Source organism: Amycolatopsis sp. NPDC047767, assembly GCF_040704195.1.
Classification (GTDB): Bacteria; Actinomycetota; Actinomycetes; order Mycobacteriales; family Pseudonocardiaceae; genus Amycolatopsis.
In genome coordinates, this window is the sequence record NZ_JBEYSJ010000002.1 from 535,466 (window position 1) to 548,452 (window position 12,987).

The window sequence follows — 12,987 nt, forward strand, 5'->3', positions numbered from 1 at the left end:
TCGCCGCGCTAGCGTGGCCGCCATGGGGATGATCGAGGTCGACGGCGTGCGGTTCGGCTACGACGAGGCCGGCGAAGGCCCGCCGGTGGTACTTCTGCACGCCGGACTCGCCGACCGGCGCATGTGGGATCACCAGTTTGCGGCCCTGGCCGAGCACCACCGCGTGATCCGCTACGACCGCCGCGGCCACGGCGACTCGCAGGCGGCCGAAGGCACCGTCTCCCACCACCGCGACCTGCTCGCGCTGATGTCCGCGCTCGGCATCGACCGGGCCGCGCTCGCCGGCTCGTCGATGGGCGGCGCCTACGCGCTCGACGCCGCGCTGGCCGCGCCCGAACGCGTCACCCGGATCGCGCTCGTCGGCGCCGGGCTGTCCGGGCACGAGTGGCCCGAGCCCATGGCGTCGGACAGCCGTGAAGCCATGCGCGCCGCGGTGCCGCGGGAGAAGCTCGAGCGCTACCTCGACCACACCGCCGAACGCGTCGACGAGGAGGACGTCCGGGCCATCGCCGACGCCAACGTCCGCTACCTCGTCGTCGGTCCACATCGGACACGAGCGGACGTGGACCAGGACTTCTACACCCGCGCCCTCGCGCTGTGCGAGGGCGTCTACCGCCGTGAGTGGACCGATCCGAAGTGGACGGAGGACGTCCCGGACACCCGCCACCGCCTCGCCGAGATCACCGCGCCCACGCTCGTGATCATCGGCCTCGCCGACGGCTCAGGCCTGCTCGAACTGGCCGACCGGTTCGAGCACGAAATCCCCGGTGCGACCCGGCTCGACCTGCCCGACACCGGCCACCTGCCGCCGATGGAGCGCCCCGCCGAAGTGACCGAGGCGCTCCGTTCGTTCTTCGCCGATCAGGAAGCCGACGTGACCCGGTAGACGTCGTACACACCCTCGACGCCCCGCACCACCTTCAGCACGTGGCCGAGGTGCTTCGGGTCGCCCATCTCGAACGAGAACCGGCTCACGGCCACGCGGTCGCGCGAGGTCGTGACCGACGCAGAGAGGATGTTGACCTTCTCGTCGGCCAGCACCTTGGTGACGTCGGACAGCAGCCGGTGCCGGTCGAGCGCCTCGACCTGGATGGCCACGAGGAACACCGACGAGGACGACGGCGCCCACTCCACCTCGACCAGCCGCTCGGGCTGGGTGCGCAGGTCGTCGGCGTTGGTGCAGTCCGTGCGGTGCACGCTCACGCCACCGCCGCGCGTGACGAACCCGAGGATCTCGTCGCCCGGCACCGGGGTGCAGCAACGGGCGAGTTTGGCCCACACATCGCTGGCGCCCTTCACGATCACGCCGACGTCGTTGGACCCGCGCCGCCGCGTGACGGTGGACGGCGTGGCCCGCTCGGCGAGCTCCTCCTCCGCCTCGTCGACGCCGCCGATGAGCGCGACCAGCCGCTGCACCACGTGCTTCGCGCTGGTGTGGCCCTCCCCCACGGCGGCGTACAGCGAAGAGATGTCCCCGTGGCGCAGCTCCTTGGCGACCGAGCCCATCGACTCCGCCGAGACGAGCCGCTGGATGGGCAGCCCGACCTTGCGGATCTCCTTGGTGATCGCTTCCTTGCCCGCGTCGATCGCCTCGTCGCGGCGCTCCTTCGCGAACCACTGGCGGATCTTCGCGCGCGCCTTCGGCGAACCGGCGAACTGCAGCCAGTCGCGGCTCGGGCCGGCGTTCTCCGCCTTCGACGTGAAGATCTCGACGTTCTCGCCGTTCTCCAGCTTGCGCTCGAGCGCCACGAGACGGCCGTTCACGCGGGCGCCGATGCAGCGGTGCCCCACCTCGGTGTGCACGGCGTAGGCGAAGTCGACCGGCGTGGAATCCGCCGGCAGCGTGATCACGTCGCCCTTCGGCGTGAACACGAAGATCTCGCGCGCGGCCAGCTCGTAGCGCAGCGATTCGAGGAAGTCACCCGGGTCCGCGGCCTCACGCTGCCAGTCGAGCAGCTGGCGCATCCACGCGATCTCGTCGACGTCCATCGAGTTGCCGCTGTGGGTGCCCTTGGTTTCCTTGTACCGCCAGTGCGCGGCGATGCCGTACTCGGCGGTGCGGTGCATCTCGTAGGTGCGGATCTGCACCTCGAGCGGCTTGCCGTCCGGCCCGATCACGGTGGTGTGCAGCGATTGGTACACGCCGAACCGCGGCTGGGCGATGTAGTCCTTGAACCGGCCGGGCACGGGCTGCCACAGCGCGTGGACGACACCCATGGCGGCGTAGCAGTCGCGCACGTCCTCGACGAGGATCCGCACGCCCACCAGGTCGTGGATGTCGTCGAGATCGCGCCCGCGCACGATCATCTTCTGGTGGATCGAGTAGTAGTGCTTCGGCCGGCCTTCGACCTTCGCGGTGATCCGCGACGACACGAGGTTGCCCGTCAGGTCGGCGATCACCTTGCGCAGGTAGGTGTCGCGCGAAGGTGCGCGATCGGCGACCAGCCGCACGATCTCGTCGTACTTCTTCGGCTGCAGGATCGCGAACGCGAGGTCTTCGAGCTCCCACTTGACCGTCGCCATGCCGAGGCGGTGGGCCAGCGGAGCGAGCACCTCCAGCGTCTCGCGGGCCTTGCGGGCCTGCTTCTCCGGCGGGAGGAACCGCATGGTGCGCATGTTGTGCAGCCGGTCGGCCAGCTTGATCACGAGCACCCGCGGGTCCTTCGCCATGGCGATGACCATCTTGCGGATCGTCTCGGCCTCGGCCGACATGCCGAGCTTGACCTTGTCCAGCTTGGTGACGCCGTCGACGAGCTCGCCGACCTTGTCGCCGAAGTCGGCCTTCAGCTGGTCGAGCGAGAAGCCCGTGTCCTCCACGGTGTCGTGCAGCAGCGCCGCGACGAGCGTGGTGGTGTCCATGCCCAGCTCGGCGAGGATCGTGGCCACGGCGAGCGGGTGCGTGATGTACGGGTCACCGGACTTGCGCCGCTGGTCGCGGTGCAGCTCCTCGGCGACGTCGTAGGCGCGCTGCAGCAGCGCGAGGTCCGCGTTGGGGTGCAGCTCGCGGTGGATCACGGCGAGTGGCTCGAGCACCTGCTTCACGGGCGCGGCCCGCTGGGCCGTGATGCGCCGGGCCAGCCGGGCCCGCACCCGGCGGGTCGCCGACGGGTTGGGCGCGGCCCCGTTCGCCTTCGGCGGCGGTACCGACTGCGCACCGCGCGCACCGGAGCCATCCTTCGCGGGCACCGGCTTCGCGGGCACCGCGGCGTCGAGCTCTTGGCTCACCCGCACCTCCTGCTGCTCGTGCGGCCTTCGAACCCCCAGGGTAGCCGTTCGACCGCGTGGCCTCGCCGCCTACGTCCGATCGGCAGACGGCGCGCCGCCGAGCACCGGCGGGACCACGTCTTCTTCAACGCAGCACGCGCGTCCCGGCTTCCCGGCCGTTCGCGCTGGTGACGCGGGGTCAGACGACCTGCAGCGCCTCGACCCGGCGGCCCGCCAGCACGCCGCGGCCGCCCAGCGCCGCGAGCTCCAGCACCACCGACACGCCGTCGACCACGGCGCAGGCGTCTTCGAGCAGCTTGGCCGTCCCGGCGACCGTGCCACCGGTGGCGAGGACGTCGTCGATCACGCCGACGCGCTGGCCGGGGTGCACGACGCCGGCCGGCAGCTCCACGCTGGCGGTGCCGTATTCGAGGGCGTAGTCGACCCGGCCGGCCACCGACGGCAGCTTGCCGGGCTTGCGGATGAGCACCACGCCGAGGCCGCGGGAGTACCCGACGGCCGCGGCGAGGAGGAAACCGCGGGCCTCGACGCCGGCCAGCAGCTCGACCCCGGGGGTGAGCGTGCCGGCCAGCGCGTCGACGACCGTGGCGAACCCGGGGCCGTCCGCGAAGAGCGGGCTCAGATCGCGGAACAGCACGCCGGGCTCGGGAAAGTCCGGCACCTCGGCGATCAGGCCGAGGGCCTTTTCCAGCTCCATCCGGCTCAGCGCTTCCGCTTCGCCGACGACACGCCGCCACCGGCGCGGCGCGGCTTGTTCTGCGGACGCGCCTTCGGAGTGCGGGCCGGGACGCCGGCCGCCGCGGCCATCGCCTTCTCCTTGCGCAGCTCGGCGGCCAGGGCGTCGTCGTCCGTCGCGTCGAAGTCCTCGCCCTCGGCCTCGCGAGCGGCGGCCTTGGCCCGGCGGGCCGCGACGCGCTGCGCCTGCTGCTGGTACTTCGGCTCACGCATCTTGAAGTCGACCAGCAGCGGCGTCGCGAGCGCGACCGACGACAGCACGCCGACCAGGGTGCCCGTCAGCTGCACGAGCGCCAGGTCCTGCAGCGTGCCCGAGCCGAGCAGGACGTACCCGACGATGAGCAGGCCGAGGATCGGCAGCAGGGCGATGAACGCCGTGTTGAAAGACCGCATCAGCGTCTGGTTCAACGCCAGGTTGGCCGCCTCGGCGTACGTGCGGCGGGTGAGGCCGAGCAGGCCGCGCGTGTTCTCGCGGACCTTGTCGAACACCACCACCGTGTCGTACAGCGAGAACCCGAGGATGGTCAGCAGGCCGATCACCGTCGCCGGCGTGACCTCGAAGCCGACGAGCGAGTACACGCCCGCCGTGACCACGATGTCGTGGATCAGCGAGATCAGCGCCGCCGCGGCCATCCGCGTGTCGAAGTAGATCGCCAGGAAGATCACCACGGCGACGAGGAAGACCGCGAGCGCGATCAGCGCCTGCCGCGAGATCTCCCCGCCCCACGACGCGCTCACTGCGCTGTCACTGATGGCCTGCGCGCTCGGCTGGCCGTTGGTGCCCTCGGGCGCCAGGTCGGTGAACAGCTGCTGCTTCACCTTCGTGACCTGGTCGACGGGCAGCGCCTCGGAGCGGATCTGGATCGTCTTCGCGTTGCCGGTGCCGACGCTCTGGGTCTCCGACGGCTCCTTGCCCAGCGCCTTGGTGAACGACTCGGTCACCTGCGAAGTGGTGATCTCGCCGTGCGCGCCGTGGGCGGGCAGCTGGATCTGCGTACCGCCCTCGAACTCGATGCCGAAGTTGAAGCCGCGGATGAGCATCGAAAGGATGCTGACGAGCACCAGCGCCGCGAAGAAGATGTACCAGCGCTTGCGCGCGCCGACGATGTCGAACGCGCCCGTGCCGACGTAGAGCCGGTGGAAGACGCTTTCCTTCTTGCCGGACGGGGTCTTGCCGGACGGGGTGGCCTTGCCGGCGCCCGCCTCGGCGTCCGTGCCCAGGTCTTCGACGCCCACGTCAGGCCTCCTTCACGTTCGTGCGGCCGACGGCGGGGCGGGCGGACCTGCGCTCCGAGGCCAGGCGCTGGACGGCACCGAGGCCGAGGTTGCGGGGGTTGGACAGGAACGCCGACTTCGACGTGGACACCATCGCCACCAGCGGGTGCGTGACGAGGTAGACCACCACGAGGTCCAGCACCGTCGACATGCCGAGGGTGAACGCGAAGCCCTGCACGTCGCCGACCGCGATCACGTACAGGATCGCCGCGGCGAGGAAGCTGACCGCGTCGGACGCCAGGATCGTGCGCCGGGCGCGAGCCCAGCCGCGCGGCACCGCGGAGCGGAACGTGCGCCCTTCCCGGATCTCGTCCTTGAGCCGTTCGAAGTAGATGACGAACGAGTCCGCCGTGATGCCGATCGCGATGATCAGGCCGGCGATGCCGGCGAGGTCGAGCGTGTAGCCGATCCACCGGCCGAGCAGGACCAGCACCGCGTAGATCAGCAGGCCGGACAGCGCCAGCGACAGGATCGTGAGGATGCCGAGCAGGCGGTAGTAGATCAGGCAGTAGATGAAGACCACGATCAGGCCGATCGCGCCGGCCAGCAGGCCCGCCTGCAGCGACGCCGAGCCGAGCGTCGCCGACACGGTGGTGGCGTCGGAGGAGTCGAACGACAGCGGCAGCGAGCCGTACTTCAGCACGTCGGCGAGGTTCTTCGCGTCGGCCTGCGTGAACTGGCCGGTGATCTGCGTGTTGCCGCCGAGGATGGCGCCCTGGATGGTCGGCGCCGACACGACCTGCGTGTCGAGCACGAACGCGGCCTGTGTGCCGACGTTGGCGGAGGTGAAGTCGCCCCACGTCTTGCTGCCGGAACCGTTGAAGGTCAGGTCGACGACCCACTGGCCGCGCTGCTGGTCGTAGTTCGAGTTGGCGCTGGAGATCTCGGTGCCGGGCAGGAACTGCGGGCCCAGCACGTACTTCGTGGCGTCCTTGTCACCGCACGCGACCAGCGGCTTGTCCGAGAGGTCGTTGCCCTCGAGCGGGTCGCCGACGTTCGGCGCGCAGGTGAGCGAGGCCAGGGCGGCCTGCTGCGCGGCCTGCGCCTTGGCCTGGTCGGTCGAGACCAGATCCGGGTTCTGCCGGATCGCCTGTGCCTGCTGGATCGGCGTCTGCGCCTGGCCACCGGCCGCCGGCGTGTTCGAGGCCGGCGGGGCCGACGGCGTGGTGCTCGGCGGCTGCTGGGCCGGCGCACCGGCCGCGCCACCGCCGCCGTTCGGCGTGCTCGACGGCGCGCCCGAGGAGGGCGGCGGGGCCTGGCTGCCCGAGGGGGGCGCCGCCGTGCCCGAAGCCGGCGGGGCCGCCGGGTTGCCCGAGGCGGGCGGTGCGGCCGGGGTGTTCGGCTGCGAGGTGATGACCTTGCGGAAGCCGAGCTTCGCGGTCTGGCCGAGGGACTTCGCCTGGTCGCCCTGCGCGCCGGGGACCGTGATCACGACGTTGTTGCCGTCGAGCACGACCTCGGTGCCCGCGACACCGATCCCGTTGACGCGCTGTTCGATGATCTGGCGCGCCTGGTTCAGCGAGTCTCGCGTGGGCTGGCCGCCGTCCGGCGTCCGCGCGGTGAGCGTGACCCGGGTGCCGCCCTGCAGGTCGATGCCGAGCTTCGGCGTGGGCTTGCCGCTGCCGGTGAAGAACACCAGGGCGTAGAGCACGACCACGATCAGGGCGAAGAAGGCGAGATAGCGTCCCGGGCGGAGATGCCCGGCCGATGGTGCCACGGTGCTTCGGTCTCCTCGGACTGGGTGGACCCCAACTGGTTCGGTGAGCGAGCCGGGACGGTGCTCCCGGCACGCTGCTGGGCATGACTATGGCGGCGGACACGCACGCAGCACCGAGACAGTACTCGGTGCTGCGTGAGCCCTGCGTTCGCCCGTACCGACTTTCGTCGGCTACGCGCGTGTCACTGCCCGGGGAAGAAGCAGGTCACTTCTTGCCGTGCTCCAGCGGGGGCGCGATCTGCGCACCGGACTTCTCGCCGTCGTCCGCGATGGACTCCTGGGCGGGCGCCTCGGCGGTGGTCGAGGCGACGCCGCCGACGGTCTCGTCGGCGGTGTCCTCGGCGCCGACCTCGGTCTCGTCGGTCTCGACGGCCGGCTGCACCTTCTCGCGGACCGCGATGCGCAGCCACGTGGTGACGACGCCCGGGGCGATCTCGATGTCGATGGTGTCGTCGCCGGAAGCGTCGGCGACGGTGCCGTAGAGGCCCGAGGTGGTCATCACGCGGTCGCCGGGGGCGATGCTCTTCTGCAGGTCCTGCTGGGCTGCCTGCTGCTTCTTCTGCTTGCGGGTACCGAGGACGAGCGGCACGGCCACCACGACCAGCAGCAGCAACGGCAGCAGTAAGTTGTTCATGACTCTCCATTCGACGGACGTCGCGTCGTCGGTGCTTACGTCCGGTTTTGACGGATGTGCTGTCTTCGAGTGTGCCAGGTGCTCGCGAAATCGCCAGCACCCACCGTCCGTTGCGCTCCCGCCGGCCGGTGTCCGACGTCCCCGTCAGCCCTGGTTCAGCTCTGGTCGAACAACGTGGGACCGCCCTGGTCCGGCCGCCCTGCGTCAGGCGGTGGCACCAGGCCGAGGTGCTCCCACGCGGCCGCGGTCGCGACCCGGCCACGCGGAGTCCGGGCGAGCATACCCGCGCGGACCAGGTAGGGCTCGCAGACCTCTTCCACCGTGGTCGCGTCCTCACCGACGGCGACGGCGAGCGTCGAGATGCCGACCGGTCCCCCGCCGAACGAGCGGGTCAGCGCGGTGAGCACGGCCCGGTCCAGCCGGTCGAGACCGAGTTCGTCCACGTCGTAGACCTTCAGCGCCGCCCGCGCGACGTCCCTGGTCACGGTGCCGTCGGCGCGGACCTCGGCGTAGTCGCGGACGCGGCGCAGCAGGCGGTTCGCGATCCGGGGCGTGCCGCGCGAGCGGCGGGCGATCTCCGAGCAGCCGTCGCGGTCGATGGGGATGTCGAGGATCGTCGCGGCGCGGCGCACCACGAGTTCCAGCTCGGCGTCGGAGTAGAACTCCATCTGCCCGGTGAAGCCGAAGCGGTCGCGCAGCGGCCCGGTCAGCGAGCCCGACCGCGTGGTGGCCCCGACCAGCGTGAACGGCGCGATCTCGAGCGGGATGCTCGTGGCGCCCGGTCCCTTGCCGACCACGACGTCGACGCGGAAGTCCTCCATCGCGAGGTACAGCATCTCCTCGGCGGGCCGGGCGATGCGGTGGATCTCGTCGATGAACAGCACGTCGCCGGGCGCGAGGTTCGACAGCATCGCGGCCAGGTCGCCCGCGCGTTCCAGCGCCGGACCGGACGTGATGCGGATGGCCGCGCCCAGCTCGGCGGCCACGATCATCGCCATGCTCGTCTTGCCGAGGCCGGGCGGGCCGGACAGCAGCACGTGGTCGGGCGGCACGCCGCGGCGCCGGGCGCTCTCCAGCACCAGCTCCAGCTGCTCGCGCACGCGGGGCTGGCCCACGAACTCGTCGAGCTTGCGCGGCCGCAGGGTCGTCTCGACCTCGCGCTCGCCGTTCTGCGAGAGCGCGGAGAGCGTCTCGTCGGAGTCGCTGCCGGCTTCGAACTCGGTCACTTCGTGGTCCACCGGCTACCGCTTGCGCCCGAGGGTGGCCAGCGCCGAGCGCAGCACCGTGGCGGTGGTGTGCCCGTCGCCCTCGGCCAGCACGCGGTCCACCGCCTGCTCGGCCTGCTTGGCCGGGAAACCCAGTCCGGCCAACGCTTCCACGACCTCGGCGCGCAACGCGCCGGGCGCGGACACGGCCGGCATCTCGCCGGTGCCGCCGAGCGCGGTGACCTTGTCGCGCAGCTCGAGGCTGAGCCGTTCGGCGCCCTTGCGGCCGATGCCGGGCACCTGCGTGAGCACGGTGATGTTGCCTTCCACGAGCGCGGCGCGCAGCTTGTCGGGCTCCAGCACGGCGAGCGTGGCGAGCGCGAGCCGCGGGCCGATGCCCGACACGGTCTGCAGCAGGCCGAACAGCTCGCGCGCGTCTTCGTCGGCGAACCCGAACAGCGTCAGCGAGTCCTCGCGCACGACCAGCGCGGTGTGCAGCCGCACCTGCTCGCCGCGGCGCAGCGTCGCGAGCGTCGCCGGGGTGGCCTGCACGGCGAAGCCCACGCCGCCGACCTCGACCACGACGTGGTCCAGGCCGACGGACAGCACTTCACCGCGTACGGAGGAGATCATCGGGGTGCTCCAGTGTCGTCCAGCTTGCTGGGGGTCCGGCGGGCCGCGCGCCGCACCGGGGTGCGGGTGGCGGCGCCCGCCTGTTTCGCGGCGGCCGCCAGCTTGGCCTTGTGCGCGCGGGCCAGCTCGGCCGCGCGCGCCTCGGCCTCGGCGAGACGGACGCGCATCGGCTCGCGCCAGAGGTGGCAGATGGCCAGCGCCAGCGCGTCGGCCGCGTCGGCGGGGTGCGGCTTCACCTCGAGGTTGAGCAAGCGCATCACCATACCGGTGACCTGTGCCTTGTCCGCGCGGCCCGACCCGGTGACCGCGGCCTTGACCTCGCTCGGGGTGTGGAAGACGACCGGCAGCCCGCGCCGGGCCGCGGCCAGCGCGACGACGCCGCCCGCCTGCGCGGTGCCCATGGCCGTGCGGACGTTGTGCTGCGCGAACACGCGCTCGACCGCGATCGCCTCGGGCTTGTAGCGGTCCAGCCAGACCTCGACCTCGTCGGCGATGCCGAGCAGCCGGTGGGCGAGATCGTCCTCCGGCGGGGTGCGCACGACACCCACGGCCACCGCGCGGACGACCCGGCCCTTGCCACCGTCGACCACGCCGAGACCGCACCTGGTCAGACCGGGGTCGACCCCGAGCACCCGCACACCTTCTCCTTCGCCCGCGCGAACATCCGTTCGAGGTGCAGGCTACTGGGCGGGGGCCCGGCAGGATGGTCGCCATGCCGCAGCCGCCGGAATTCATCCGCCACCTGGGTCTGTCGCCGCTGCCCGTCGAAGGCGGCCTCTTCGCGCAGAGCTGGCGTTCCGAAGAGGGGTCCGCGATCTACTACCTGCTGGTGGCGCCGCAGTTCTCGGCGCCGCACCGGCTCGACCGCGTCGAAGTCTTCGTGCACCACGCCGGAGCGCCGGCGCGGATGCTGCTCCTGCATGCGGACGGCACGGTCACGCGGCCGGTGCTGGGCACCGACGTCGCCGCGGGCGAACAGCCGCAGGTCGTGGTGCCCGCCGGCACGTGGCAGGCGACGGTACCGCTGGGCGAGTGGTCTCTGCTCGGCACCGTGGTGGTGCCGCCCTACACCGACGACTGCGTGGAGTTCGCCGACGTCGAGACGCTCGCCGCGCGGTTTCCCGGCGCGGCGGCGGATCTGCGGGCCTTGCCGCGGTGATCAGCGGCCGGCGGTGATCACCGGCCGTGGCTGATCACGGGCCGTCGACGCCGGGGGTCCAGCTTTCGGGCACACCGCTTTCCGTGAGCACCGGCTGCCACTCGGCGAACCCTTCGGGAGCCGTGTCCTGCCAGGGGAAGTGCCCGTCGGCCGTGGCGACGAGGACCTGCAGTGCCGGGAAGTCGCCGTCCGGGTAGACGAGGAACGCCGAGCCGAAGTACTCCGGGTAGTGCCCCTTCGCGACGCGTTCGAACACGACGGCACTGCCCTGGAAGAAGTCGTCGTAGCGCTTGCCGACCTCGAAGATCTCGCCGTTGGCGGCGCGGTCGACGTACGCGTCGAGCAGGATCGGCCCCAGGTCGCCGGGCAGGCCGACGACCACGGCCTCCGGCACGTTGTGCAGCGCCCACGCGCAAGCGGTGAAACAGAAGCCGGCGCCCTGGTCGTCCTGCGGGACCGCGATGACCGCGTTGCCCCGTTCCTTCGCCTGGGACTCGATCCAGTCGATCAGACGCTGCTCTTCGGCGGTGAGGGCTGAGGTCGTCACGGCGGCCATTGTGCCGTACCCGCGCGGCTGAGCCCAGTACCGACAGCCGCGAATTTCCGGGCACAGCAAGGAATCCGACTACGCTCCGCTGATCACACGAGAAACGGCCCCGGCCGGACGCGGACTCTCCCGCACCCGACCGGGGCCGTTCGCCGGCACGCTCTACTCTCGGTGTGCCGCCGAATTCCTTACCGCGGCGGGAAAACCCGCCGCGGGCCGACGTCAGTCGACCGAGGCCATGACCTCGTCCGACACGTCGAAGTTCGCGTAGACGTTCTGCACGTCGTCGCAGTCCTCGAGCGCGTCGATCAGCTTGAAGACCTTCTTCGCGCCGTCGACGTCCAGCGGCACCGAGACCGTCGGGAGGAACGTGAGCTCCGCCGACTCGTACTCGAACCCGGCCTCCTGCAGCGCCTTGCGCACCGGGACCAGGTCGCCGCCCTCGGAGACGATCTCAAAGCTCTCGTCGAGGTCGTTGACCTCCTCGGCACCCGCGTCGAGCACGGCCATGAGGACGTCGTCCTCGGTCGCCTCGCCCTTGGGCATGATCACGACACCCTTGCGGTTGAACATGTACGCGACGGAGCCCGGGTCGGCCAGCGAGCCGTTGTTGCGCGTGAGCGCGGTCCGGACCTCCATGGCGGCACGGTTCTTGTTGTCGGTGAGGCACTCGATCAGCACCGCCACGCCGTTGGGCCCGTAGCCCTCGTACGTGATGTTCTGCCAGTCGGCACCACCGGCCTCTTCACCGGCGCCGCGCTTGCGGGCGCGCTCGATGTTGTCCTGCGGGACCGAGTTCTTCTTCGCCTTCTGGATGGCGTCGTAGAGGGTGGGGTTGCCGTCGGGGTCCCCACCGCCGGTGCCGGTCCGGGCGGCCACCTCGATGTTCTTGATCAGCCGGGCGAAGAGCTTGCCACGCTTCGCGTCGAGGTTGGCCTTCTTGTGCTTCGTCGTGGCCCACTTGGAGTGGCCGCTCATCTTTCCTCCATTTGTTCCGCGTGCCCCCGACTCGCGTCGCGCGCACGCCGCAATCCCTGCTCAGGCTTCTCGCACGAGCTCGACGAACAACCGGTGCACCCGCTCGTCCCCGGTGATCTCCGGGTGGAAGGCCGTGGCCAGCACCGACCCCTGCCGGACGGCGACGATCCTAGCCTCGCGCCCGCCACCGTCGGGGTCGTCGGGCACGAGCGACGCCGGCACGGTGGCCAGCACCTCGACCCCCGCCCCCGCCTTCTCGACCCACGGGGCCCGGATGAACACCGCGTGCACGGGCCCGTCTTCGACACCCGCGAAGTCGAGGTCCACCTCGAACGAGTCGACCTGCCGGCCGAACGCGTTGCGCCGGACGACCACGTCGAGCCCGCCGAGCTGCTGCTGGTCCGGGCGCCCGTCGAGCGCCTGGCGCGCCAGCAGGATCAGCCCGGCGCACGAGCCGAAGGCGGGCATCCCGTCCGCGATCCGCGCCCGCAGCGGCTCGAGCAGCTCGAAGCTCTCCAGCAGCCGCGACATGGTGGTGGACTCCCCGCCGGGGAGCACCAGGCCGTCCACTTCGGACAGTTCCGCCGCGCGGCGCACGGGCACGGCGTGCGCGCCCGCGCGCTCCAGCATCGCGACGTGCTCGCGCACGGCGCCCTGCAGGGCGAGCACGCCGACCGTCGGCCGTGCTCCCGAAGCTGTCGCCACCCGACCTCCCGAAAGACGTTCTGCTCAGCTTAGGGGGACGCCTCGCGGGCCTCCCGGCCAGGTCAGCGGGCAGTCGGCCGGCTGTCACCCACCCGAGCGACGGGGCCGGCCACCGGACCCCGGCGCCGCCGAGTGGCCTTCTCGAAACGTCGCCGAGTGGCCACCTCGAGGGGG

13 protein-coding genes are annotated in these 12,987 nt (G+C 71.5%); 2 read left to right on the top strand and 11 right to left on the bottom strand.

What is annotated here, in order from left to right; all coding sequences use genetic code 11:
• Positions 1–22 precede the first annotated feature (22 nt).
• Positions 23–886, top strand: a complete 864-nt coding sequence (locus AB0878_RS05725; RefSeq protein ID WP_366576867.1) for an alpha/beta fold hydrolase — start codon at positions 23–25, stop codon at positions 884–886.
• On the opposite strand, the gene AB0878_RS05730 is transcribed toward AB0878_RS05725, so the two are convergent.
• The 8 genes from AB0878_RS05730 to ruvC form a co-directional block, all read right to left on the bottom strand.
• Positions 862–3,225, bottom strand: coding sequence for a bifunctional (p)ppGpp synthetase/guanosine-3',5'-bis(diphosphate) 3'-pyrophosphohydrolase (locus tag AB0878_RS05730; protein WP_364058943.1), 2,364 nt, complete (start codon positions 3,223–3,225; stop codon positions 862–864). The two genes, AB0878_RS05725 and AB0878_RS05730, sit on opposite strands and share 25 nt — an antisense overlap.
• A gap of 178 nt (positions 3,226–3,403) precedes the next feature.
• The gene (locus AB0878_RS05735; RefSeq protein ID WP_366576869.1) at positions 3,404–3,922 is read right to left on the bottom strand and encodes an adenine phosphoribosyltransferase; all 519 of its coding nucleotides are present in this window, start codon (positions 3,920–3,922) and stop codon (positions 3,404–3,406) included.
• Between the two features lie 5 nt (positions 3,923–3,927).
• The gene (gene secF / locus AB0878_RS05740; protein WP_366577006.1) at positions 3,928–5,181 is read right to left on the bottom strand and encodes a protein translocase subunit SecF; all 1,254 of its coding nucleotides are present in this window, start codon (positions 5,179–5,181) and stop codon (positions 3,928–3,930) included.
• Positions 5,182–5,197: 16 nt separating this feature from the next.
• On the bottom strand, positions 5,198–6,952 hold the full coding sequence (gene secD, locus AB0878_RS05745) for a protein translocase subunit SecD (RefSeq protein WP_366576871.1): 1,755 nt from the start codon (positions 6,950–6,952) through the stop codon (positions 5,198–5,200).
• 205 nt (positions 6,953–7,157) lie between these two features.
• Complete coding sequence (gene yajC / locus AB0878_RS05750; RefSeq protein WP_366576873.1) at positions 7,158–7,586, bottom strand: preprotein translocase subunit YajC; 429 nt, start codon at positions 7,584–7,586, stop codon at positions 7,158–7,160.
• A gap of 155 nt (positions 7,587–7,741) precedes the next feature.
• Positions 7,742–8,824 (bottom strand): Holliday junction branch migration DNA helicase RuvB, encoded by a 1,083-nt coding sequence (gene ruvB, locus AB0878_RS05755; RefSeq protein ID WP_366576875.1) that lies wholly within the window; start codon positions 8,822–8,824, stop codon positions 7,742–7,744.
• Between the two features lie 3 nt (positions 8,825–8,827).
• Complete coding sequence (gene ruvA, locus AB0878_RS05760; protein ID WP_366576876.1) at positions 8,828–9,424, bottom strand: Holliday junction branch migration protein RuvA; 597 nt, start codon at positions 9,422–9,424, stop codon at positions 8,828–8,830.
• Entirely contained in the window at positions 9,421–10,062 is a 642-nt protein-coding gene (gene ruvC, locus AB0878_RS05765; protein WP_255638075.1) for a crossover junction endodeoxyribonuclease RuvC, read from the bottom strand. Before ruvC ends, ruvA begins: the two co-directional genes overlap by 4 nt.
• 74 nt (positions 10,063–10,136) lie before the next feature.
• Here ruvC and AB0878_RS05770 point away from each other — a divergent pair, with 74 nt between their 5' ends.
• Complete coding sequence (locus AB0878_RS05770; protein WP_366576879.1) at positions 10,137–10,583, top strand: cupin domain-containing protein; 447 nt, start codon at positions 10,137–10,139, stop codon at positions 10,581–10,583.
• Between the two features lie 34 nt (positions 10,584–10,617).
• Here AB0878_RS05770 and AB0878_RS05775 read toward each other — a convergent pair whose 3' ends face one another.
• The 3 genes from AB0878_RS05775 to pdxT form a co-directional block, all read right to left on the bottom strand.
• Positions 10,618–11,139: a DUF4262 domain-containing protein gene (locus AB0878_RS05775; RefSeq protein ID WP_360604007.1), complete on the bottom strand. Its 522-nt coding sequence runs from the start codon at positions 11,137–11,139 to the stop codon at positions 10,618–10,620.
• Positions 11,140–11,352: 213 nt separating this feature from the next.
• Positions 11,353–12,108 (bottom strand): YebC/PmpR family DNA-binding transcriptional regulator, encoded by a 756-nt coding sequence (locus AB0878_RS05780; protein WP_360604005.1) that lies wholly within the window; start codon positions 12,106–12,108, stop codon positions 11,353–11,355.
• A 60-nt stretch (positions 12,109–12,168) separates the two neighbouring features.
• Positions 12,169–12,813 carry a pyridoxal 5'-phosphate synthase glutaminase subunit PdxT gene (gene pdxT / locus AB0878_RS05785; protein ID WP_366576881.1) on the bottom strand — a complete coding sequence of 215 codons (645 nt, stop codon included), beginning with the start codon at positions 12,811–12,813 and terminating at the stop codon, positions 12,169–12,171.
• Positions 12,814–12,987 lie beyond the last annotated feature (174 nt).